Genomic DNA, 24399 nt, shown 5'->3' with positions numbered 1-24399 from the left:
ACGCCTGCAAAATTGATGCAGGATCACTTGGCGGCTAAAGCCGCCTAAACGTTATGCACTTCAGATTTGAATCCGCGTGGATAAAAAGTAACGGTTTTGAGTTGTTCACTCCACACTCAATATTGGGTATAGTCGTTTAATACCTAAATTAATACCTAAATTAATACCTAAATTAATACCTAAATTAAGAGTAACCTTATGTTTAAACAATTAATTTTACTGTCCGCTTTAAGCATGCCGCTTGTAAGCTGCGCTGCTACAGCGCCATTTTCGGGCGAGATAAGTACGCAAGCACTGCTAAGCGACTACGATAAATTTAACGAACAATACAAAGTGTTTACGCCAACGGCGCAAGATATAGCGCTAATGCAAAAATTAGCAGGTAAAGAGCTAATTGTATTATTTGGAACGTGGTGCCACGACAGTGAGCGCGAAGTACCAAAGCTTATTAAGTTGCTAGATGAATCTAAAGTTACCCTTGCCAGTATTGACTACGTGGCCGTGGGTTACAACAAACGCGATGATGCCGGAATAGCCGAAGCTAACGACTTATAATACACACCTACGTTTATTGTTAAACAAAATGGCAAAGAGTTAGTACGTGTAGTTGAAAAACCAACGGGCACGTTAGCGCAAGATTTAACGCAGGGCTTGTAAATAGACCTTGGTGATATCGACGCTGCCAATTTAGCTAATAGACTTATAAGTTAGCTGGTGGGCTGCAATAAATAGTTTATTAATACATTAATGTGTGGGTGGTGCACTTCCAATTAGAATCTAGGAGATTTTTTGTCTGTTCAATTAGAGTGGCTGTCCTGTTTAAATAATTTGAGCCCGCATATAAGCTAGCATCTAAATTTATTTTAACTTTTTCTTTTTGACATTTACGGGGAGTCCATATAAGACCCTAGATAGAGGCTGAACAATATTAGGATGATCTCCAGTTAAACCTGCTTAGTGGCGGTCTAGTTTTGTTAGTTCAATAAGCGATTATGCAACATAAACTGCGTGTTGTGTAAATACTAAAGTGTTAACTGTCCAAGGAGGCTACATGATCGAAGCAACTTGCCATTGTGGAAATATAGCAATAACCACAAAAAAATTACCGAAATCAGTAACCAGTTGTAATTGTTCCATATGTTATCGTATTGCAGCTTTGTGGGTATATTACACAGCGAATCAAGTAGTAATAAAACAAGAATCAAATAATGCTGTATATCTATGGGGTAATAAACTACGTTCGTATCACTCGTGCTCGTTTTGTGGTTGCACCACTCATTACACTCAAAAACGAGATAATGGTACAAATAGAGTTGCAATAAATGCCAGAATGGTAAACTCAGATATTATTAAAGCAGTAAATATCAGATATTTTGATGGTGCGAATACATTTAAATATATCGAGCAATAAAGCACTCAACAAGAGGCTAAGCTTACCAATTATCGCATATACGCGACTTACAAATCGCGTATACACTTATTGATATAAACATTATTCACTAAACAGGCTTTTTCGAATGCTTGTGCGGCATGTGAAGAGGGTCTGTCTTTATAATGCAGTTGATAAAGTGGCCGAGAGAGTTGCTCGTTATTTTTTTGGCTCAGGCGTGTTAATTTGCCTAACTGCACTAAATCTTCTGTGACTACATTGGGCAATAAAGCAACGCCCATTCCTTGTGCTACCGCCCTTGCTATCGCTTCATTACTTCCGAGCTGCATATTATTTTTTGCTGTAATGCCATGTTGCTGTAGTAATTTAACCGAGACCTCTAAAGTCCCCGAGCCCGGCTCGCGCAGTAGCCAAAATTGATTGTTTAACCATGCTTTTAAGTCTTTCGTGGGCTTAAAGTTACTCGGTATAACAACACTCATTAAATCGTTTTGCCAGTGCTTACTTATTATATGCGGCTCGGTAGGTGTGCCTTCAACCAGTGCTAAATCTATAGTGCACTCTAGCAATGCGTGCTCAATTTGCGCGGTATTAGCCACTTGTACTTCTACTTTAATATGGGGGTACTGCGCGCAAAATTTAGCTAAATAGGGCGGTAGCCAATAGCTGGCAATGGTTGTACTAGTGCCTATAACGAGCGTGCCACGCTTAAGCCCTGTGCGTGATTTAATATCTTCAATGGCGGCTTTTTCAATGGCAAAAATGCTACGTGCATGATCATACAAGGCTTGGCCGCCCTCGCTTAAGGTAAGTTTTTTGCCTTTAGATGCACGCTCTATAAGTTGAATATTTAATTGGTGCTCAAGCTCTTTTAGCGCTTTAGATACAGCCGGCTGGCTTATAAAAAGCGCTTCAGCTGCGCCTGAAAAACTACCAAGCTTTGCTACCGTATAAAACACCCGAAGTGCATGCAAGTTCATAGTGTCTCTCAAATTACATAACTTTAAGTTATCGAATCATGATTTTAATGTATTGGAGTTATATTTTGCGCTTTCTTAAAATGAAGTCAACAGTTTAACGTTGTTCAATTGAGGGAATATTATGCTTAGCGCTATTAAAAATTTGGGTATTAATACTAAGCAATACGGTGATACGCGCTGGTGGTTAGGTATGCTGCTGGTGGCTGTTTTGGCGGGAGCATCTGTTGCATTAAGTAAGTTACCCGTAATGCAAAGTGCCCAGTTTAGCTCATTAACGATTGGTATTGTGCTTGGCATTATTGTGGGTAACAGTGTGTTTTCGCGCATTGCTACGCAAACCGATGTTGGTGTTGATTACGCTAAAAGTATATTGCTTAAAGCGGGGGTTGTGTTGTTTGGGTTTAGAATTACCTTTGCGCAAGTAGCGGGCGTAGGCTGGGAAGGCTTATTAACCGATGTTGTAATGCTGTTAGGCACATTTATTTTGGCAGTGCAGCTAGGTAAGCGCGTATTTAAGCTTGATGAACAAACAACCATATTAATTGGCGCGGGTAGCTCTATTTGTGGTGCCGCAGCGGTTATGGCAACTGAGCCGGTTATAAAAGCGCAGGCGCATAAAGTATCGGTAGCGGTGGCAACGGTGGTGGTGTTTGGCACGTTAAGCATGTTCGCCTACCCAATTATGTTTGATTACATGGGGCTGAGTGAACACACTTACGGTATTTTTGTAGGCTCAACTATTCATGAAGTAGCGCAAGTGGTTGCAGCGGGCACTGCTGTAAGCGCCAATGCTGCAGATACCGCCGTTATAGAAAAAATGCTAAGGGTGATGATGCTTGCGCCATTTTTAGTCGCTTTATCGTTTTGGCAAAGTAAAAAGCATGCAAAAACAAAGAATAACGTGCATGGCGGCGAGCAAAAAGCGGGTATTACGATCCCTTGGTTTGCGGTGTTATTTATTGTGGCAAGTGGTGTGCATTCGCTATCAGTTATTCCTCAAGGTGCTACAAACGCCATTGTATGGTTTGATAATATATTACTCACCATTGCGATGGTGGCTTTAGGTTTACGCACACATGTTGGGGCAATTCGCCAAGCTGGGATAAAACCGCTGTTATTAGCAGGCTGTTTATTTTTGTTTTTAACCTTGGGTGGTTACGCTATTAATATAGGCATTGCTGAGCTGTTTTAAACGTTACTTGGTAAAAGTTGATTGGCGGCTTAAATTGGCCAATCAACTTCGTTTAAGGTATCCAGCTGCGTGCTGGTATTTTCATTGCCTTGCCATTTATTAGTGTAAACAGTGTGCGGGTCAAACTGTAACGTTTGTTTTTCAATATTAAAGTGCCTACCACCACGCGGATCTACGCCTACACCTGCTATATATTGCCAATTTCCCCAATTAGCGGCTACATCGTAATCAATCAGTTGCCGTTCAAAATAAGCTGCCCCATAGCGCCAATCGAGGCCAAGCTCGTTCACTAAGCAGCTTGCTGCAATTTGCCTTGCTCTATTTGATATATAACCCGTAGCATTAAGCTCATTAATGATGGCATTAACTAATGGGTAAGGTGTTGAGCCATTACACCATGTAGCAAATCGGTTTGGTATAAATGTAGTAAGAGGTTTTGTTTGCTTTTGGCCTTTAAAATTAAACAGGCTTTTACCTGCCTTAAGTGCATGCCATTTAAAATACTCTCGCCACAGCAGTTCAAATTTAATCCAGTAGGTAGACTCGTTTGTTATTTGGTTATGTTCGTACGCCTCAACGGCTTTATAAACTTGCCGCGCACTTACACACCCAAAAGCAAGCCAGGTACTAAATTTTGTGGTGTTATTAAAGCCATCAAGCTCGTTTCGAGTGATTTTATAAGTACTTGGCAGCAAGCCTGAAAAGTATTTCTCTAAGTGTGTTTGCGCACTTTTAAGCCCGCCATGCATTACACCATTATTTGCTATACGCTCTAAAGGTTTTTTAGCGCACAAGTTTATTGGCTGAGGGAGCAAACCGTTTGGTAATGTTGAAAGTGAAATGGGGCTAGTGGCGGCCTCTACCTTTTTACGAAACGGGGTGAAGTGTTTAGGTAATTCGTTTAAATCAAAGGGTAGGTCACTTTGCTTATAGAGCGTGTCTTGCTGCGTTCCTGTAAATTTTGTACTGGGGCAATGTGCTTTGAGTAAGTTTATTTGGCGTTGCTCGTACACACCAAATTGCTCGCTGTATACCACTTCATCTATATTTTGCTCATTAATACGCGCTTTCAAAAGCGATACGGGTTCACCCTCAAGTACGTGCAGTGTTTGCCCGCGTTCAATGAGCGCTTGTTGTAGTTCGTACAAGCTTTGCATTAAAAACTGCTGTTTGTGCACGCCATATGGCTTTTGTTGATAGTTATTATTTTTAAACCAGTGCGAGTTTATTACAAATACAATATCGAGCGCACATTGCTCAGTAGCAAGTTCGCTTAAAATAGGGTTGTCGTTTATTCGTAAATCGTTTTGTAGCCAATATAAAATACGTTTGCTCATAGGTTTGCTCAGGTTTTTAAACTCTAAAGCTTTACGAAGCAAAAGCGGGTAGGGATTAGTTTTGAGGTGTTTAAGAGGGTTTTAAAAAGAGGCGGCAAATAATACCGCCTCCTTTAATGTTAAATAGCTGATTTTTGTTTTGCTATCCAATCGTTTATTACGTCTTCAAGTACAGCCATAGGGAGTGAACCTTGACCTATAACGGTGTCGTGAAAGCTGCGTATATCAAATTTAGCGCCTAGTTCTTTTTCAGCTTTTGCGCGTAGTTCGCGTATTTTTATTTCGCCCATTTTGTACGAAAGCGCTTGGCCTGGCCATGAAATATAACGATCTATTTGATCCTCCACCGCACTTTGTGGCAAAGCAGTGTGATCTGCCAAGTAGTCAATAGCCTTTTGGCGGCTCCAACCAAACGCATGAATACCGGTATCAACAACAAGCCTCACTGCACGCCACATTTCGTAACCTAAACGACCAAAGTCGCTGTAAGGGCTTTGATAAAAGCCGGCTTCTTTACCTAAACGTTCGGTGTATAGTGCCCAGCCTTCGCCAAATGCTGAGTGGCTAAGTGTGCGTCTAAATTCGGGTACATTTAACTCCATTGCAATGGCGTTTTGTAAATGGTGCCCTGGTATTGCCTCGTGAAGGCTTAGTGCTTCTAAATTATACAAAGGCTGTAGCTTAGGTGTTGAGGCCAAAAAGTAAGTGCCAGGGGAGCGGTTATCAGCAGGTGGCATATAAAACGCACCACGACTCGCTGAGCCTTTAATAGTAAAGGTGTTACGCGGTAAATTATTAAAGTAGGTTGGTAACTTGCCATACATTTTTTGCGTAATAAAGGCTGTTTTTTCAAGCAGGTCTTGCGCGTCTGTTGCGTAAAATTGCTCATCGGTTGCTAAAAATTCTAAAAAATCGCTGTATGTGCCATCAAAACCTACTTCATCAATAATGTTTTGCATTTGCGTTTTTATACGCGCGACTTCTTTTAAGCCAAGCTCATGAATTTGCTTTGGTGTGGCATTGGTTGTGGTGTAGTAATTAACTGCATATTTGTAATACTCAAGCCCGCCTTTAACGCTTGCAATACCCGGCTGGGCTCTACAGTTTGGCATGTAATCGTTTTCAAAAAAGTCGTAAAAATACTGATAAGCAGGGACTACTTTTGAGCTGATTAAGGCCTTTGCTTTATTTTGGTATGTGGCTTTTTGCTCTGCTGTAAACGTGTTTGGTATACGTGTAAAGGGCTCGTAAAGGGCACTGTTTTCAGGTTGCTTAACAATATGCGCGCTAATGCTTTGGCTGTAATTTTCAAAGGTTTTGCAGTAATGAGTAAAGCCTGTTTTTATACCTTCTTTCATTAAATCAATATTTTGCTGATTAAATCGAGGGTAGTCGGCAAGGCTGATTAAAAATGCGTTGTAATCGTCGGGTGTTAAAAATGCCATGTTAGCCGGTGCTTCGGCAAAATAAGTATGCCAGCCACTTAAAAAATTAACCGGAAAATACTTATCTTGATAAAGGTAGCTTTGCTGCTCTGTTTCTCGCTCATATTTAAATAAGCGGTAGTTCATTAGCTGCTCGTTGTTGAGCGTTTTTGGGTCAATGCTGGCTAAGCTTTTTAGTACGCTGTTGTTATAAGCTTGGCGCTTTGCAATGGCTTGCTCGCTCCAATTTGGCAATGTACCGCTGGGTTTCCAGCCGTCTGGGTCGGTACGAAAAAATATTTTTTCGGTTTTGGCATTTTGCCAATGGTTATCAATAATGGTTTTTAAATCAGTGTTACTGTCGGCTAAGCTTGGTAGCGATACAACCGCTAAGCATATAGCTAGAATACTTTTTTTAAACATAGTCATCCGTTATTGGCGAGTTAGTTATTATTTATCGCGCTTTTTTATTTTAATTTGTGCTCAATATAGTACCAAGTTAACTTAATCAATGCGCTTACTTTTATAACCAGTACCTCTAGGTTTTACTGTTGATTGAACAAATTTCACTGCGTAACTGATTGGCGTACTAGTTTATTGTTTTATCAGCGTTTAGAATGATTAAAACTTATTATAAAAAATGACCGTCATGTTTAATAAAGTAATTACCTTAATTGATGAAGCTAATAACCAAGACCCAAATAGTGAACAGCACAATGGACAACGCTTTCCTAAAGAAAGTTTATACGCCTTGCGCATGAGCGAAATGTTAACTCGTTTTAAACCAGATGCCGATGAACTCATGCAAATTGCAGTGCGCGGGCAGCATATACAACGCTGGAAGTCGCCACGTAGCGACTTTGAAATGAACAAGCAGGGTTATCATCAATGGCGTAGCGCACTTTATATTTTTCATGCTAGCAGTGTTGTTGCGCTCATGAAGCAAGCTGGTTACGGTGAAGCTGAGCAAAACCGAGTGTACGATGCAGTCGCTAAAAAGAATATTAAACGTAACCCAGACAGCCAGCTTGTTGAAAATGTGGCTAGTTTGGTGTTTATTGAACATTATATGCTTGGATTTGCCAATGCAAAACCAGATTACAATGAGGAAAAGTGGATTGGTATAATTCGTCGTACTTGGCAAAAAATGTCAGATGAAGCGCATGAGTTTGTACTTGCAGGTAATATTACATTACCCGCACCACTTGTTGGGCTTATTCACAAAGCGCTTGAGTAAAGTAGTATAAGTTAAGTATTAAAATAAAAAGGAGTTTTAAATGCATTGCCCACGAACAAATGCCTCTCTTGAGCCGTTATTAATTGGCGGTATTACTGTTTACACTTCAGCGCAAGGCGGCGTATTTTTTGATAACAGCCAAATTTTTAAATTTAGCTCGCCAGAGCTAAAGCATGGTCAGGTGTTGCTAAAGCATTTGAGTGAACATAGCGAGAGTGAATACGATGTATCACTACGAATTAATTGCCCAAAATGCAAAAAAATTGTAATGATGCGCAGGTATTTTTCGCCAGTAAAGGCCGTCGAAATAGATGAATGCCCAGGCTGTGCGGGAATATGGCTTGATAGTGGCGAGCTGGCAAAAATACACGAAAACCACTTAACACCCAAAGAGCATAAGCTGTTAGCTCATGAAATGGCAACCAATCATGGGTTTATAACTATTAAATCACCTACTTCTAGGTTTACGCCAACTAATAAAAATAAAAGTGCGCATGAAACCACCGTTGAGAACTTGGTTCGCTTAGCTTTACTTAGTTTGTGACTGTTAATAACATATTAAAACAAAAACGGCGTACTAAAAAGTACGCCGTTTTTATTACAATAAACTAATTTTTAACGAATTTATTTATTACGATTTTCTTTAGCAAATGCACGTATTTTACGCTTTTGCGACAGTGTTACTTTATTAACACGACCAGCAAATGGGTTTTCACCTTCTCTAAATTCAATTTTGATTGGGGTGCCCATAATTTTAAGCGCTTTACGGTAGTAGTTCATCAGGTAGCGTTTATAACTATCTGGTAAATCTTTAACTTGGTTACCGTGAATAACAATACGTGGTGGGTTATAACCACCGGCATGCGCATATTTGAGCTTAACACGACGACCACGAACAAGTGGCGGCTGGTGATCGGCTTGAGCCATGTCCATAATACGACGCAACATTGCAGTACTTATACGTTTAGTCGCTGATTCATACGCTTCGTCAACAGACTCGAATAAATGACCAACACCTGTACCGTGTAGTGCAGATATAAAGTGTAGGCGTGCAAAGTCAATAAAGCCTAAACGGCGATCGAGCTCTGATTTAATACGATCTTTAACGTAATCGTCTAAGCCATCCCATTTGTTCACAGCAATAACCAATGAGCGACCTGAGTTAAGGGCAAAGCCTAATAAGCTTAAATCTTGATCTGAAATACCATCGCGAGCATCAACAATCAATAACACAACGTTACAATCTTCGATTGCTTGAAGCGTTTTAATTACAGAGAACTTCTCAACTACGTCGCTTACTTTTTTACGTTTGCGAACACCGGCTGTGTCAATTAACACATATTCTTTTTCATTTCGCGTCATCGGAATGTAGATAGAGTCACGTGTTGTACCTGGCATATCGTATACAATTACGCGTTCTTCACCGAGTATGCGGTTAGTAAGTGTAGACTTACCAACATTAGGGCGACCAATAATGGCAAGCTTTACAGGTTTGTCTGCAAATGCCTGGTGATCGGTGTCGCTGTCTTCATCTTCTTCGTAAAGATTAATAAGCTCTTCGTCATCGCCTGTTACGTCTTCGTCTTGTGCAGCTAATTCAGCAATAAGCGGCTGAAGTGTTTGCTCAAGTAATAACGTAATACCACGACCATGAGATGCCGCAATATGATGAATCTCACCTAATGATAATTGGTAAAATTCAGCACAGTTTGAATCTGCATCAATACCATCGGTTTTGTTGGCAACTACAAAACACTTTTTATCTTGCTTGCGTAAGTGATTAGCAATTGCTTGGTCAGCTACGGTCATACCTACACGAGCATCTACTAAAAACAGAACAATGTCGGCTTCTTCAATGGCTAGCAGAGATTGATCTGCCATTTCGATTTCGATGCCTTCTTCTGAGCCATCAATACCACCCGTATCTACCACGATAAATTCATAGCCATCATAACTAGCTTGGCCATATTTTCTATCTCGTGTTAAACCAGGGAAATCGGCTACGAGCGCATCACGAGTACGTGTTAAACGGTTAAATAATGTGGACTTGCCCACATTGGGTCGCCCAACTAGAGCGATCACGGGAAGCATAAACTACCTCTTTAAAAAACAACAAAAGGCTTCGCAGTGCGAAGCCTTACAAAAAATAATTAACTATTAGCAGGTTATACTAATAGTAGTAAGTTAGTTCGGTATTTTAACCGCACTAACTTCACCATCACGGGTGTATAAAATCAGTTTATCGTCGGCAACAACAGGCTCAATAAAAAATCCTGAACTGTCAAAGTCTTCACGAGATACTAGCTCGCCAGTTTCTTTATTTAACCAATGCAGGTTACCTTCTTGGTCGCCTATAGCTAAATGGCTACCCGCAACTGTAGGGCCTGTTAAGTACCAACCACGTAGAGCGGGTTGGCTCCAACGTTCAATACCTGAATCTTTATCCAATGCGTAAATAACACCATCGCTATCTACTACATAAATACTTTGTGCGTCCATTGCAATATCGCGGTAGCTACTGTATTCACGTTTCCAGACAATATTACCTGAGCGAATATCAATAGCGGCTAAGTTACCATTATAAGCAATAGCATATGCGTATGGGCCGCTAATAAGTGGTTGAGTATCTACGTCAACTAGGCGTTCAAACTCTGATGCACCTTTAGCTACCGCTATTTCTGCGCTCCATGCTGAGTAACCACTTTCTGAAATCAAAACGTTTAACTTGCCTGTTTCAAGGCCAACTAATACACCACCGTTAGCAACGGTTGGCGAGCTTTGTCCGCGCAATGTTAGCGGCGGTACTTCTTGTTCAAAGCTCCAACGCTGCTCACCTGTATCTGGGTGTAACGCTAATAATTTACCAGACGCTAAATTAACAAAAACTAAGCCATCGCCAGCAGTTGGTTTTGATAGCGATTCACCAGGTACATTTTTACGCCAAACTTCTTCACCGGTTTCGCGATCTAGGGCAATAATAAAGCCATGTTCAGAGCCAATATAAATCTTACCATAAGCTTGTAAAATACCGCCTGATAATTTTGCTGTACCGTTGTCACTCCATGGCCAAAATGATAAATCCTGACGCACGTCAGTTTCCCATTTTGTGTCGCCATTCGTAAGCGAAAGTGCTTCAACTTGGCCTTCACGGCTAGCAACGTATACAGTATCTTTATAAATAGCAGGCGTTAGTCGAGAGAAATAATGCTCTACACCGTCACCAACTGATTCTTGCCAAACAACGTCAGTTTCAAACTGGTTTACAATTTCAGGAAGTACTAGTTCGTCTTCATCATCACTTGATGAACAACCCATCAGTGTTGCCATACATAGGGCAAGGGTTGCAGTCGTTAATTTTCTCATGCCTAAAACCTTAAGCCGCTGGGCTAGTTACTGCTAGGTCATCTAACTTAACTTGTAATAGTGGGTTACTGGTTAATCCACCTGCATCTACAGCTGCTTGATAAGCAGTACGAGCCTGATCTTTATTACCTTGCTGAGCGTAAATGTCGCCTTTAAGCTCGGCAACGTTTGCGTTAAATGCTTCTGGTAATGGTGCATTTAATGTATTTAATGCATCGTCATATTTAGTTTGTGCAATTTGAATGCGGGCTAAGCGTGTAATAGCAATTGCTTTTAGTTCTGTATTTTGCACATTAGATACGATCCAACTCAGTTTTTCGCTTGCTACATCTAACTTTTGCGCATCTACAGCATCTTTAGCAGCAACAAATGCGGCTAATGTTGCATAGTTTGTGTCTTTATTTTCGCTGATAAACGTATCTGCTGAAGATAATACATCATCACCTTCAACAAGCTTAGTGAAAGAGTTTGATGCTTTCTCAGCTGTTGTGATTTGGTTTTGGTTATACGCTTTCCAGCCATACAAACCACCCAAGCCAACAACTATACCTAGTGCAAGTGAAACGCCGTTTTCACGGAAAAAACGTTTAATGGCTTCTGCTTGTTCTTCTTCTGTTGAATGTATATCCATGTTTACCTCTAATGTCAGCTTAGCCGTTAATAAGCTCAGCTAATAGCGTTTTAGCTTGTTCTAGTTCTAATGTGACTTGCTCTTTACGTTCACGTAAGTACTTTATAGTCACAACGCCTTTTTCTAATTCATCTTCACCGATAATAACAGCAACAAGTGCATCGCTTTTATCAGCACGTTTTAATTGTTTTTTAAAGTTACCGCCGCCAGCATGTACCATAACACGTAAACCGGCTACGTCACGACGTAGTTCAGAGGCAATAATAGGTGCTTGAATACTTGCTTTGTCGCCCATCGCTGCTAAATATACATCAGCATTGCGACGAATGTCACCCACACACTCAATAGCCTGTAGCAATAATACTAAACGTTCTAGGCCCATTGCAAAACCAACCGCTGGGGTTGCTTTACCACCTAGTTGCTCAACTAAACCATCGTAACGACCGCCTGCACAAACAGTGCCTTGTGCGCCTAAACTGTCGGTTACCCATTCAAATACGGTACGGTTGTAGTAGTCTAAACCACGTACTAATTTTTCATTAACCGTGTATGAGACGCCTGCAGCGTCTAAACGTTCACATAAATTTTCAAAATGTTCTTTTGATTCAACATCTAGGTGCTCAGATAATTTAGGTGCGTCGGTTAATATAGCTTGTACATCTGGGTTTTTGCTATCAAGTACGCGTAATGGGTTTGAATACATACGACGTTTTGAATCTTCATCAAGCACATCTATGTGTTGTTCAAGGTAAGCTACTAATGCATCACGGTAATCGGCGCGCGCTTCGTTAGATCCTAATGAGTTAAGCTCTAAGCGTACGTGCTCAGTAATACCAAATGCTTCCCATAGTTGCGCTGTTAATAAAATAACTTCGGCATCTATATCGGCTGTGGCAATACCAAATGTTTCTAAACCAAATTGGTGAAACTGGCGGTAACGACCTTTTTGCGGGCGTTCATGGCGAAACATTGGTCCCATATACCAAAGACGCTGCTCTTGGTTATATAATAATCCATTTTCGTTACCGGCGCGCACACATACAGCGGTGCCTTCAGGGCGCAGTGTTAATAAGTCGCCATTGCGATCTGCAAAGGTGTACATTTCTTTTTCTACTATATCGGTTACTTCACCAATAGAGCGTTTAAATAGGTCGGTTGATTCTACAATAGGAAAACGAATTTCTTGATAACCGAACGATGCTACTGTCTCGCGTAAAATGCTTTCTACTTTCTGCCAAACTTGTGTGTCGCCTGGCAGACAATCGTTCATACCGCGAACTGCCTGAATTTGTTTTGCCACTGATAAATCCTAAATGCTGTTTATGTGTAATAAAAAATGCTTACACAACAAGAATGCTAAAAATTGACCCGCTATTATATACCCAAACTACCCCAAGATGCGACTTTCAGTTGGAATTAAAAGCGATTTAGGCAAGGCATTGATTGCAAATAATAGAGGTTCTATTGTTAAAATCAATAACGCAGTATAAATCGCTTTAAAACCAACCCATTGGGCGGTTCACAGGCACTTACTCTCATCGTTGTTACTTTTTAAAAGGGATTGCCATTCTTGCAAAGTAACGCCTTGATATTAAATCCCTGTGAAACGCTGAGTTCTGTATTTTGAGGTGGTTTGGGTATCCACTTGCTATAAAGGTCAACGGCAAACAGCGTTGTTTGCCACTAAATACGGTATTTATTCGACTATTTTTATGTCGATAGGTGTTTGGTTTTGCTTTTGGGCTATAAAGTCACGTACATAACCTTCGAGTTGTTCAACAATATTATTGTTATCGATACGTGCTTTTTGACGCTCGCCATTAATATATAAGCCAGAACGGCGGTTTGCACCCGCAAGACCTATATCACTAACGAGTGCTTCACCTGGGCCATTTACAACACAACCAATTACCGAAACCGATACAGGCTCAATAATATCTTCAAGGCGTTCTTCAAGCTGGTTCATGGTGCTAACTACATCAAACTCTTGGCGTGAGCAGCTAGGGCAGGCAATAAAGTTAATACCGCGTGAGCGTATACGCAGCGATTTTAAAATATCAAAGCCTACTTTGATTTCTTGTACTGGGTCGGCTGCAAGTGATACTCGTAGTGTGTCGCCAATGCCTTCAGCAAGTAACATACCTAAACCAACGGCTGATTTTACCGAACCTGAGCGCATGCCTCCTGCTTCGGTAATACCTAAATGCAGTGGTTGGTCTATTTCTTTAGCAAGTAAGCGATACGCACCAACGGCTAAAAATACATCTGATGCTTTTACTGATATTTTAAATTGGTCAAAATCAAGGCGGCGTAATATATCTACATGGCGCATTGCTGATTCTAATAAGGCTTCAGGTGTAGGCTCGCCGTATTTTTCTTGTAAGTCGCGCTCAAGTGAGCCGCCATTTACACCAATACGAATAGGAATGTTATGCTCGCGAGCTGAATCGACCACGGCTCTAATACGTTCTTCGCTGCCTATATTACCTGGGTTTATTCGTAGGCAATCTACGCCGTATTTTGCCACTTTTAAGGCTATACGGTAATCAAAGTGAATATCGGCTACTAAAGGGATAGTGACTTGTTCTTTAATACTTTTAAATGCATCTGCTGCATCCATTGTTGGCACTGATACACGCACAATGTCGGCACCGGCATCTTGTATTGCCTGAATTTGTGCCACGGTTGCATCTACGTCCATGGTATCGGTATTGGTCATTGATTGCACTGCAATCGGTGCACCATCACCAATAGGTACATTACCTACATTGATACGAGTTGATTTTCTGCGTTTAATTGGAGATTCTGAAAACATAGCGACTACTCTGCTAGTGGTAATTTAAATTTAGCTAAACGATTTTTAGGAAAAGCCGAAATGTCGATAGGCTCACCATCCAAGGTAATACTTACAACGTCATGCTTACCTAGTACAACAGAAAAAGGAGGAGTACCGCTAACCGTCATCTGGTAGCCTGCTTTTTTAACACCAAAAGCTACTTTTTCACCCTCACCGTCATAAACTTCAACCCAGCTTTCATCGTTAAAGTTCATCACGATTGTACTTATACCTGGTGTTTTATCCAGATCAGTAGTTACTGTTTCTACGGGTTGTTCTACTGAATCATTTAATGTTTCGCTTTGCGGTTGTACCGTTTTATTAGTATCTGCTTGTTGTTCTTGTTCAAAAAAAGGAGATTGTGCTGCTTGTCGCTCACTCATAATTGAGTTCTCAACATTAATATTACTTGTTTGTTCTTCAATTGGCGTGGCATTTTGCCAAAACCAAAGTGCAGACGAACCAATGACGATCGCTAAAATAATATAACTCACGAACATTAATCGGCTGTCATTGGCTTCTTTTTCCGTTCGGCGTGAAAAGCTTTGCATGTTCGCGGGTTTGGCCGGCTCAGGTGGGGCTGGCATCATAGCTAGAATAGGCGTGCAATCAACTTTTAATTCTCGGCAATAGTTTTTAATATAACCTTTTACAAACGTAATAGGACCGAGTAATTGAAATTCATCGTTTTCAAGACGCTTTATTTGTAGTTCAGATAGTTTTAACGGCTTAGCAATTGCTGCAATGCTCACACTCGCTTGCTCACGATGTGCTTTTAGTATTTGACCAACCGTTGGTTGTTCGCTCTGTGTTTGCGTATTGTCTTCATTCATAATGTGTATGAGTCTGGATCCACTAGTAAAAGTCTATGCCCTGGCGTAAGTGCTATGTCAGGACTTAATTTATTCCATCGCATTAATTGATCAATTAATACACGCCGCTGGGTAGCTATTTCGTAAAGGGTGTCGCCAGCTTTAATTTCGTAATAAACATTAGGATCGTTTAGGTAAATTTTACTTCCATTCATTACCCGATCCGACTCTTTTAAACCATTCCATTGTAGAAGTTTTTGTAGTTTAACATTGTATCGCACCGAAATGCTAAATAGGTTTTCACCGAATTGAATTACATGAAATGGGATGCTTAAAGTTGGTACTTTAGGGTTAAGCATTGGTGGTTCAATGTGTTCACTTGCCTCATAACTCTTAAACTGTATGTCATTATTATTTTGGCGGCTACTTTCAGCAAACACGTTAGTATCTTTCGTTGCAGTGTAAAAAACAACATCAGAATCATTCTGTTCTATAGGAGCCTTTATTACAGGGGGAGTTTGCTGCGAATTAAAGTTTGCATCTTTAGGGGCGCCAAAAGAAATTATTTTAATGTTGTCATTTGGTTTAGTTAATGTTTTTTCGGCTTGTTTTTGTGATTTAGGTACTTGTGTAGCGGCGACCGTTTTTTGCATCGTATTAGTTGAATTATGACCAGTTGTTAAAGCAAGCATGATAGCCGATGTATCGGTTTTAGTACTTGAACTAGTTACTGTTGGTGTCGTTTCTTTTTCTGAAATAGATGATGGGGGCGCGCTTGTATAAGTATTTCCTTTATTAATTGGATTAACAGTACTTGCAATAACTGAACTTGCATTATCCATTTGAGTTTGGGGTGCTAAACTTATGCGTTTGTTATCGTTGGTAACTAAGCTTGTTGAATTATCTCTAGCAATGTGTTTTTTCCGGGTGATTTTTATTTTTGGTTTAACACTAATTTGTCCACCATTACTTGTTTCTTGTAATTCATCAAGTTTAGCTTTTCGGTATTTTTCTCTTAAAATTTCAAATTCGCTTAACCGTACTTTTTGCTCTCGAATTACGTATGCTTCATTACTCGTTGGGTAGGTCTGTGAAATAGTGGTCGCAATTTTTTCTGCATCTTCTATTTTACCCATTCGATTTTTTATTAAATAGTTAAGCATTAAAGCCCGAGATGAAACTTTGCCTGTATCGTCATAACGCTTTAAAAGCTCACTTGCTTTGTGTAAATCACTTTTAGCATAAAACAGTGCAGCTAAACTGATTAAAGTAGACGTTCTTTGCGAGCTGTGGTTCATGGCTTGTTTAAAATAACTTTCAGCATTATCAAAATCGTTAAACTCAATGGCACATAAAGCTAAATTTTCGTAGCTTTCTGCAACACGAATGTAGCTAGGGATTTCTATTGCTTTTAAAAATTGATCAGTGGCTCGGTCGTATTCATTTATGCCACATAAAAATACACCGTAGTTATTTAAGGTATTTGGATCGTCTGGTTTTATGGCGAGTGCTTTTTGGTAGGCTTTATCGGCCAGTGTATTTTCACCAACTTGTTGATAGTAATAAGCTAGAGAGTAATGAACCTCTGGTAAATTTGGTGCAAATTCGGCTGCACGCTCTAGATTATATTTAGCCTGAGAATTATTGCCTGTATTTAGGTATTGTAATGCTAGAGCAATGCGCGTTCGCGCTGCGCCTATATTATTAATTTTATTTTCGACGACGGGTTTGTCACTGCCGTTATAACTATTTTCGGTTACACACCCGCTTAGAGCGAGTGCCGATATAGTTAAAGCAAGTAAAGATCGCATTACCTTATCTCTGTATTTTAATCCATATCTTCTATCTTACCTAAAAGCCTTTATGTTGCATCATATATTTAAAAATAAACGAATTAATATAAAGGCTTTAAGTATTTTACTAAAAGTTATGCTTGATGAATGTTTACACTAATCGCATTATCATCACGCATTTTCTTTTTAGCTAAGCGCTTAGTACGATCCACTACATCACCCACTAGTTGTCCACAAGCTGCATCAATATCGTCCCCTCGAGTACGACGAACAATACAGGTAACGCCAGCTGCTTGTAATACCTTTGAAAAGCGATCAATACGGCTGTTACTTGAGCGAGTGTACTCATTACCTGGGAACGGGTTAAACGGAATAAGGTTTACTTTAGATGGTGTGCCTTTTAACGTTTGCACTAAGGCATGCGCCTGATCGGTGCTGTCGTTTATTCCGTTAAGCATAACGTATTCAACGGTTACGTCTTTATTAGCTTTTGAACCGTCGATATAACGACGACACGCGGCTAAAAATTCTTCAATAGGGTACTTTTTATTAACGGGCACTAAAATGTCACGCAGTGCGTTATCTGGTGCATGCAATGAAATAGCCAGTGCTACGTCAATTTTCTCTTTTAGTAAATCAAGTGCAGGTACAACGCCTGACGTACTTAATGTTACGCGGCGCTTAGATAAACCAAAGCCCCAATCGTCCATCATTAGTTCCATTGCTGGCACTACGTTTTTAAGATTAAGTAAAGGCTCACCCATACCCATCATCACAACGTTAGTTACAGGGCGCTTTTCGCTATGACCATCAAGGCCTATATCTTTAGCTACACGCCAAACTTGGCCAATGATTTCAGATACTTTTAAGTTACGGTTAAAGCCTTGTTGCGCAGTAGAGCAAAAAGTACATTCAAGCGCACAACCCACCTGTGATGATACACATAAAGTAGCGCGTTCTTTTTCAGGGATCCAAACAGCTTCTACTTCTTGGCCGCCTTCAAGAATAAGTGCGTACTTAATAGTGCCATCGCTCGCTTGTTGGCGAACGGTGATTTCTGGTGCAACAATTTCGCACTCAGCTTTAAGCTTTTCTTTAAGCTTTTTATTTACGTTGGTCATTTCGTCGAAGTTATCTACGCCAAAATGATAAATCCATTTCATCACCTGGTCACTACGAAACGGTTTTTCACCGAACGATGCAAATAGCTCGCGCATTGCATCTCGGTTTAAATCTAATAAGTTAATCTTTTTTTGCTCGGTCATGAAACAACCTCAATCGGTGACGGTGGAGATAAAATTTACGAGGACGAATTGTACACAATTCACTCACTTTAATCATTAAGTAAAATATCAAAAAATGCACTTATGGATACTTTGCGTAATGACTAAAAAAGGGCCCGAAAGCCCTTTTCAATATGTTAACGAATTCGAATTAACGAGTACGTGAACAAAGCTCTTCGTCAGCGAAGAAGTACGCGATTTCGCGAGCAGCAGATTCAACAGCGTCAGAACCGTGAACAGCATTTTCGTCGATGCTATCAGCGTAGTCTGCACGTAAAGTACCAGCTAGTGCTTCAGCAGGGTTAGTAGCACCCATGATTTCACGGTTTTTAAGAACAGCGTTTTCGCCTTCAAGAACGGTAACCATTACTGGACCAGATGTCATGAAAGATACTAAAGCACCGAAGAAAGGACGTTCGCTATGTTCTGCGTAGAAACCTTCAGCTTTCTCTTGTGAAAGGTGAACCATTTTAGCTGCAACGATTTTAAGGCCAGCAGATTCGAAACGGTTGTAGATAGCGCCAATGTGGTTTTTAGCAACTGCATCAGGTTTTACGATTGAGAAAGTACGCTCTAAAGCCATCTTTATGCTCCAATAATTTTAAGTAAAAGTGTGAATATTAACGGGCGCGAATTATACGCGTTTTAAGTGAAAAATCCTAATTTTATTAAAAACCAGTTTGATTGCAGTTTTGTGATCTCGATCAAAAGCACAATGCTTGGCGGATTTATAATGCCGCGCTCGTAAATTAATTAATCATGCAACCGACTTATACTTGGTTCGATGTATGGAGCGCACATGCCAACTGTTTCTTCTTTAACTTCTTTTGTACCTGAACTGTTATGCCCTGCAGGGAGCTTAAAAAATATGCGCTACGCGTTTGCTTATGGCGCAGATGCGGTTTATGCGGGGCAGCCTCGTTATAGTTTGCGTGTGCGTAATAATGAGTTTGACCTAGACACCCTGCAAATTGGTATTAGTGAAGCGCATGCGCAAAATAAAAAGTTTTATGTGGTGTCTAATATTGCGCCGCATAACGCGAAAGTAAAATCGTATTTACGTGATATAGAGCCAGTTATAGCAATGAAACCCGATGCGCTGATTATGTCAGACCCTGGTTTAATTATGCTTGTTCGTGAAAAATGGCCAGCCATGCCTATTCACTTATCGGTACAGGCTAACGCCGTAAACTTTGCAAGTGTGCAGTTTTGGGCGAAGCAGGGCATTGAGCGGGTTATTTTATCAAGGGAGCTGTCGCTTGAGGAAATTAGTGAGATACGCACACTCTGTCCAGACACCGAACTTGAAGTATTTGTACATGGCGCACTGTGTATGGCGTACTCAGGGCGTTGTTTGCTCTCCGGTTACATTAATAAACGCGACCCAAACCAAGGTACATGTACTAATGCATGTCGCTGGGATTATGATGTTAAGCCAGGTGTTGAAAATGAAACCGGTGAAATGGTGCATAAGTTTGATCCCAAGCAGGTTATTCCTACATTAGGTGAAGGCGCGCCAAGCAACGATGTATTTATGTTAGAGGAGCAAGGCCGCCCTGGCGAATACATGCCTGCGTTTGAGGATGAACACGGCACGTATATTATGAATTCCAAAGATTTACGCGCTGTACAATATGTAGAGCAGTTAACAAAAATGGGTGTACATAGTTTAAAAATAGAAGGGCGTACTAAGTCATTTTATTATGTGGCGCGCACAGCACAAGTTTATCGCAAAGCAATAGACGATGCAGCTTCAGGTAAACCATTCGATACTAAATTATTTAAGACGCTTGAAAACTTAGCACATCGTGGCTATACCGAAGGCTTTTTAAAACGCCATGCCCATCAAGAATATCACAATTACGAGTATGGTCACTCTGTATCAACTAAGCAGCAATTTGTGGGTGAAGTACTTGGGCGCTGCGAAAATGGCTTAGTTAACATAGACGTTAAAAATAAATTTTGCACAGGCCACTCTTTAGAGCTAATGACGCCAAAGGGAAATATTAGTTTTGTGCTTGAATACATGGAAAACAAAAAAGGCGAAAGTATTAGCGATGCTAAAGGCTCTGGTCACATTGTAAAAATACCGCTAGATGAGGGCGTTAACTTAGCGCACGCTATTTTAATGCGTAACCTAGATGAAAACCAAGATACCCGCAATCCGTTTAAACAAGTAGTTTAAGGGGTATAAGTAACACCAAAAATCGGTATTTTGGTGTTACTTCATAATCTATTTTAACTACCCGTTAAATGCTTATTCATGGCGTACGTATTATTAAGCTGTTGCTCTATTAAGCTAATCGTTTTTTATTTACGTCGAGTGTTTTAGCGGTGTATTTAAAGTTTAAAATAATCTCTGCTATTTCAGATATTATAACTTGTACTTGTTTCCAGTTTGCATAACCTGCTGCAGAGGCCAGCTTTTGAATCGCTTTTAGTGGCGGGTTTTTTCCAAATCCAGCAAACGAAGTAGCATGCTCGTTAAAAGGGTGAGGACTAAAAGTGACATCATAAAAAGGCGCTAAATCCCACTTACCAGAATCTTCTTGTAAAAAAGCCCATTTTTTACTGTGGTCGTCTTGGTTACAGCTAAATAAATTAAACATAGCCCGACGAAATTGTAATTGCCCCGCAGCAGGTGATTTGCATAAAACACGACTCGCTTTAATTAAATCCTCATAATCTAATGTAAGTGTACGAAAATCAGCATCTAGCAAGCCACAAGCACTATGCATATGTTTGCAGCCCATTTTATCACCCGTTAATTTAAACCTATCGAATCGCTTTAAGGCAAGCCATTGCTTTGCACCGGTCCCTTCTGGGGCGGGTACCAGTAATCGTTGAGGTGGGTTTAATCCCGCTTGTTCAGCTAAATCCAAATACACAGCTTCACATAACCCTTTCTCATGTCCTAAAGCGAGGTTTTTGGATGTGGATTTGATTAACCAAGCATCATCGCCTGTTTTAGGTTTTGTCCTACATTCTTGTATATTATTGTCAGGAAAATAAATTTGAGCTTTAGGGCGTGCACCGCCGGAGCTGCCAGCAGCCACTAACGCAGAAAGTACTTTTTCTGTCTGCCCGTCAAATATTGCTTGGGCTTGTTGACCCAATGTAGCAAGACCAGCGTCATTTGTGCCATCATAATGAGTTTCAGGTGTAAACGATAATGCGCCCATAGCACAATGGCCAACAAAAGATAGCGGTCCATTTGGGTCACAAAGTTAGGCATTATATTATTTTGTCTGAATACACGGTCCTGTAGTAGTAACCCCCACTCATCAAAGACCCCATGCAATCCATTATGTGGGCTTTTGGGTGCTAACTGAACATCTCTATTGAAGGCGAGTGAGAATGGCGAAAGATTACCATATGTGTCTAAATAACTTTGGTCGAACTGAAAGTAAACACCTTGCCTATTTTGAGCAAGTACACCCACCATTAACTCTGTTGAGTCTGACAGTGTACGTTGTACTTCTAGCTTTTCTATGGGTTTAATAAAGGCCATTGTTTAATACCTGATCAATAGGCGTTGGCGCATTCTTGCCTTGAGTTGGCGCTTTTGTTAAGTCATATAAACGAGTTAAATCGTCGAGTGTTTGCCACAAAAGCAATAGCTGCCTAAACGAAATAAGCCCTGTAACCTCAAACTTTTTTATTGTAGAAGCAGGTACTGTGTTTTTTTAGCTAACGCCTCGCGTGACATTTTTGCTTTTTTGCGACGTTCTTTTAGGTGCTCAGTAAAAGCCAGCTACACATCACCTTCGCTTAATAATAAATAATTAATGATAGAACCTCGCGAACTTGATTGGACATTACTGTGTCCAAAATTGCTTTTTTATGAGCGTAATGGATATTATAGTGTCCATTTTTAGTTATAAAGTTAATGATTGAATGCGAATTAACTAATATGATTTTTATTGATTGAGATCAACAAGAAAACGCAGAATAAAATGCATAATTTACGGTTGCAAATTTATGCTAGAAGTACTAGAGGTTAGAGAGTGGCTTTACTAATTAACAGCAAATGTATTAACTGCGATATGTGCGATCCAGAGTGCCCTAACGAAGCCATTTACATGGGCGCTAAAATTTACCAAATAGATGCAAATAAATGCACCGAATGTGTAGGCCACTACGACAAACCAACCTGTGTCAGCGTATGCCCAATTGACTGCATAAAGCCCGACCCAGCCCATCGTGAAAATATAGACGAACTGGCTGAAAAATATGTGTTGTTAACTAACTAATAACTTGTTCAGGTATTTTGCTAAGCCGTCTTTTACTATCGACTAAAAAACTATCTACGTTACTTATTTAGCTTGCAGCTAAAGCCCGCTATCATGCATTTTTAGTTTCAATCAAATTTTATTACCTTCATTAATTATCAATTATATTGTGTTACTTTAAGGCTTTATAAACTCAAGTATTAATCTAAGTTTTAGATTGCATTTTGCATTCTATAGGAGTCTATTTTGGATATAGGTATCAACGCTATTCAGGTTGTATCTTCAAAACAAGCAATATTTATTAATGATGAGTGCCGAGTATTTGTAATTGGCGATCTTGATGGTGATTTACCGGCCTTAAAAAACGCACTTAATAACGTAAATTTTAACCCACAAAGAGACACTTTGTTTTGCCTAGGCGATTTTGTTGATCGCGGGGATAAAACATATGATTTATTTACATACTTACAAGCCATTAGGGCATGTATGATATTAGGTAATCATGAGCATTTAATGTTGGAATCATTATTAAGTAATGATGAAGCAGCTTTTAAATTATGGACTGACAATGGTGGCAATTGGCACAAGTCGGTATCAAGTGAACAGCTCAGTGTTATGTGCGATGAGTTACTAACTAAACCGCTTTCAATAGTACTTGAGTATCGTGGTTATAAAATTGGGTTGTCTCATACATTTGCACAATCGTGGGATTGGGAAAATTACCCTGATGATAAATCGCTAATTGTGCAATCTTTATTGTGGGATCGCGAAGTAGTTAAAAAAAATAAGGTAGTTAAAAGTCATGGAGTCGACTTTTCAATACATGGACATAACTCAACTAAAGCGCCTTTTTGGGTTGGCAATAGTTATCACATAGATACCAACTATTACGGTGGGAAACCAACTCTTTTAAAACTCGATGAAGTTATTAAATGTATAACTACAAGCTAAAAGTATAGTCTTTCAGCTGTTTTTCGCTTGAGTAGGCTCTATTTGGAAAGAAATCGATAACTCTGTAGTGCGACTGGTAATAAATGTAGAGCAAAATTTGCAAGTAAAAGTAAAGTAGATGCAGGTACTATTATATAGCTCAGTACTGTGGGTATTGATGCAGTGTCTAAAGGCGCAAAAGTATTTATTCAGATGCCTTTAATAATGGTTTTTACACAAACTACACCTAATAACAAAACCAATAAAGCAGATGTAACCGTAAATAGTGAAGAGTTTGGTCAGTCGGCATTAATAGGTAGTGCAAAGTATCAGTACAACATTTCTGTTTACTATAAAGGTGACGCCTTTAATATATGTCCATCATATAAACGAAGGGTTAAGTTTATATGATGCCGTCATTAATTTAACTAAGTCTGAATCAGTAACGCGTTTAGGTGATGCATACAGATGCACGATTACTTAACTCAAGCTATTCAGGGCGATGCTATTACGCAGGCTTTAATTATAGTTTTTGATTAACAGCATACGTAATACTTTATTATACGCCAACCAATAAACTGTAACTGGCTTAACCAAACAGCAGTAAATATTTCAAATTTATATATACACCTAGTTTTACTGCTCATGTGTTGGCTGTTTAATAGGCTAAATAAGCCCTGCAGCCCTTTTTTTGTATGGATTTCATACTAAATTCATTTAATTGACAAAAAGCTGAAATAAAACATTGACCCCCGCTCGAATCTCCCTATAATGCGACCCCACTGAGACGGGAAACGCCGAAGCATAGCAAGGCACGAACTACTCAAAGAGTTAAATAAAACTTCGGTTTTAAATTGTCGAAAGAAATTTTAAAACAAAGTGTTGACTCGAAAAATAAAGGGTGTATTATTCGCATCCCTTGAGGCGCTAAAGCGACTCAAAACGTTCTTTAACAATAT

At 39.9% G+C, this 24399-nt stretch carries 19 protein-coding genes and 4 pseudogenes; 9 read left to right on the top strand and 14 right to left on the bottom strand.

Going from position 1 to position 24399, the window contains the following annotated elements; genetic code table 11:
- The first annotated feature begins 198 nt into the window (after nucleotides 1-198).
- Together NRL14_RS20055 and NRL14_RS20050 are read left to right on the top strand one after the other, a co-directional pair.
- A pseudogene (locus NRL14_RS20055) lies at nucleotides 199-657 on the top strand (thioredoxin family protein).
- 394 nt (nucleotides 658-1051) lie between these two features.
- Nucleotides 1052-1411: a GFA family protein gene (locus NRL14_RS20050; protein ID WP_050484119.1), complete on the top strand. Its 360-nt coding sequence runs from the start codon at nucleotides 1052-1054 to the stop codon at nucleotides 1409-1411.
- Nucleotides 1412-1458: 47 nt separating this feature from the next.
- Here NRL14_RS20050 and NRL14_RS20045 read toward each other — a convergent pair whose 3' ends face one another.
- Entirely contained in the window at nucleotides 1459-2370 is a 912-nt protein-coding gene (locus NRL14_RS20045) for a LysR family transcriptional regulator (RefSeq protein ID WP_306725444.1), read from the bottom strand.
- A gap of 121 nt (nucleotides 2371-2491) precedes the next feature.
- Here NRL14_RS20045 and NRL14_RS20040 point away from each other — a divergent pair, with 121 nt between their 5' ends.
- Nucleotides 2492-3562: a YeiH family protein gene (locus tag NRL14_RS20040; RefSeq protein ID WP_306725443.1), complete on the top strand. Its 1071-nt coding sequence runs from the start codon at nucleotides 2492-2494 to the stop codon at nucleotides 3560-3562.
- A gap of 29 nt (nucleotides 3563-3591) precedes the next feature.
- Here NRL14_RS20040 and NRL14_RS20035 read toward each other — a convergent pair whose 3' ends face one another.
- Together NRL14_RS20035 and NRL14_RS20030 are read right to left on the bottom strand one after the other, a co-directional pair.
- On the bottom strand, nucleotides 3592-4899 hold the full coding sequence (locus NRL14_RS20035) for a DASH family cryptochrome (protein ID WP_306725442.1): 1308 nt from the start codon (nucleotides 4897-4899) through the stop codon (nucleotides 3592-3594).
- Nucleotides 4900-5018: 119 nt separating this feature from the next.
- A complete protein-coding gene (locus NRL14_RS20030; RefSeq protein WP_306725441.1) occupies nucleotides 5019-6746 on the bottom strand; it encodes a DUF885 family protein in 1728 nt (575 codons plus the stop codon).
- Between the two features lie 226 nt (nucleotides 6747-6972).
- Between NRL14_RS20030 and NRL14_RS20025 the strand changes: the two genes are divergently transcribed.
- Nucleotides 6973-7560: a DUF4202 domain-containing protein gene (locus NRL14_RS20025; protein WP_306725440.1), complete on the top strand. Its 588-nt coding sequence runs from the start codon at nucleotides 6973-6975 to the stop codon at nucleotides 7558-7560.
- A gap of 40 nt (nucleotides 7561-7600) precedes the next feature.
- Nucleotides 7601-8104, top strand: coding sequence for a zf-TFIIB domain-containing protein (locus NRL14_RS20020; RefSeq protein ID WP_306725439.1), 504 nt, complete (start codon nucleotides 7601-7603; stop codon nucleotides 8102-8104).
- Between the two features lie 80 nt (nucleotides 8105-8184).
- Here NRL14_RS20020 and der read toward each other — a convergent pair whose 3' ends face one another.
- From der to ndk, 9 genes are all read right to left on the bottom strand, one after another.
- Complete coding sequence (der, locus tag NRL14_RS20015; protein ID WP_033017497.1) at nucleotides 8185-9651, bottom strand: ribosome biogenesis GTPase Der; 1467 nt, start codon at nucleotides 9649-9651, stop codon at nucleotides 8185-8187.
- A gap of 93 nt (nucleotides 9652-9744) precedes the next feature.
- Entirely contained in the window at nucleotides 9745-10923 is a 1179-nt protein-coding gene (gene bamB, locus NRL14_RS20010; RefSeq protein ID WP_008139563.1) for an outer membrane protein assembly factor BamB, read from the bottom strand.
- A 10-nt stretch (nucleotides 10924-10933) separates the two neighbouring features.
- On the bottom strand, nucleotides 10934-11554 hold the full coding sequence (locus NRL14_RS20005; RefSeq protein ID WP_033037917.1) for a tetratricopeptide repeat protein: 621 nt from the start codon (nucleotides 11552-11554) through the stop codon (nucleotides 10934-10936).
- A gap of 19 nt (nucleotides 11555-11573) precedes the next feature.
- Nucleotides 11574-12854, bottom strand: coding sequence for a histidine--tRNA ligase (gene hisS, locus NRL14_RS20000; RefSeq protein ID WP_007377437.1), 1281 nt, complete (start codon nucleotides 12852-12854; stop codon nucleotides 11574-11576).
- Between the two features lie 396 nt (nucleotides 12855-13250).
- On the bottom strand, nucleotides 13251-14369 hold the full coding sequence (ispG, locus tag NRL14_RS19995; protein WP_008139556.1) for a flavodoxin-dependent (E)-4-hydroxy-3-methylbut-2-enyl-diphosphate synthase: 1119 nt from the start codon (nucleotides 14367-14369) through the stop codon (nucleotides 13251-13253).
- Nucleotides 14370-14374: 5 nt separating this feature from the next.
- A complete protein-coding gene (locus tag NRL14_RS19990) occupies nucleotides 14375-15223 on the bottom strand; it encodes a RodZ domain-containing protein (RefSeq protein WP_306725438.1) in 849 nt (282 codons plus the stop codon).
- Nucleotides 15220-17013 (bottom strand): type IV pilus biogenesis/stability protein PilW, encoded by a 1794-nt coding sequence (pilW, locus tag NRL14_RS19985; protein ID WP_306725437.1) that lies wholly within the window; start codon nucleotides 17011-17013, stop codon nucleotides 15220-15222. The genes NRL14_RS19990 and pilW overlap by 4 nt, the downstream gene beginning before the upstream one ends.
- 116 nt (nucleotides 17014-17129) lie before the next feature.
- On the bottom strand, nucleotides 17130-18260 hold the full coding sequence (locus NRL14_RS19980; protein ID WP_007377441.1) for a bifunctional tRNA (adenosine(37)-C2)-methyltransferase TrmG/ribosomal RNA large subunit methyltransferase RlmN: 1131 nt from the start codon (nucleotides 18258-18260) through the stop codon (nucleotides 17130-17132).
- A 169-nt stretch (nucleotides 18261-18429) separates the two neighbouring features.
- Nucleotides 18430-18861 carry a nucleoside-diphosphate kinase gene (gene ndk / locus NRL14_RS19975; RefSeq protein WP_007377442.1) on the bottom strand — a complete coding sequence of 144 codons (432 nt, stop codon included), beginning with the start codon at nucleotides 18859-18861 and terminating at the stop codon, nucleotides 18430-18432.
- A gap of 216 nt (nucleotides 18862-19077) precedes the next feature.
- Here ndk and yegQ point away from each other — a divergent pair, with 216 nt between their 5' ends.
- Nucleotides 19078-20463 (top strand): tRNA 5-hydroxyuridine modification protein YegQ, encoded by a 1386-nt coding sequence (gene yegQ, locus NRL14_RS19970; RefSeq protein WP_306725436.1) that lies wholly within the window; start codon nucleotides 19078-19080, stop codon nucleotides 20461-20463.
- 53 nt (nucleotides 20464-20516) lie between these two features.
- Here yegQ and NRL14_RS19965 read toward each other — a convergent pair.
- Nucleotides 20517-21789: pseudogene (locus tag NRL14_RS19965) on the bottom strand (type II toxin-antitoxin system HipA family toxin).
- A pseudogene (locus tag NRL14_RS19960) lies at nucleotides 21776-21987 on the bottom strand (transcriptional regulator). Before NRL14_RS19960 ends, NRL14_RS19965 begins: the two co-directional pseudogenes overlap by 14 nt.
- A gap of 298 nt (nucleotides 21988-22285) precedes the next feature.
- Between NRL14_RS19960 and NRL14_RS19955 the strand changes: the two are divergent.
- The 3 genes and pseudogenes from NRL14_RS19955 to NRL14_RS21105 all read left to right on the top strand — a co-directional run.
- Nucleotides 22286-22531 carry a YfhL family 4Fe-4S dicluster ferredoxin gene (locus NRL14_RS19955; RefSeq protein ID WP_306725435.1) on the top strand — a complete coding sequence of 82 codons (246 nt, stop codon included), beginning with the start codon at nucleotides 22286-22288 and terminating at the stop codon, nucleotides 22529-22531.
- Between the two features lie 225 nt (nucleotides 22532-22756).
- Nucleotides 22757-23461, top strand: a complete 705-nt coding sequence (locus NRL14_RS19950) for a metallophosphoesterase (protein WP_306725434.1) — start codon at nucleotides 22757-22759, stop codon at nucleotides 23459-23461.
- A 46-nt stretch (nucleotides 23462-23507) separates the two neighbouring features.
- A pseudogene (locus tag NRL14_RS21105) lies at nucleotides 23508-23976 on the top strand (TonB-dependent receptor); the annotation flags it as partial.
- Between the last annotated feature and the right edge of the window lie 423 nt (nucleotides 23977-24399).

The sequence above is a fragment of the Pseudoalteromonas sp. 20-92 genome (assembly GCF_030847595.1).
In the GTDB taxonomy this organism is placed as follows: Bacteria; Pseudomonadota; Gammaproteobacteria; order Enterobacterales; family Alteromonadaceae; genus Pseudoalteromonas; species Pseudoalteromonas fuliginea.
The sequence above is the reverse complement of the archived record's forward strand: the minus strand, read 5'-3'. Positions and strand labels throughout refer to the sequence as shown.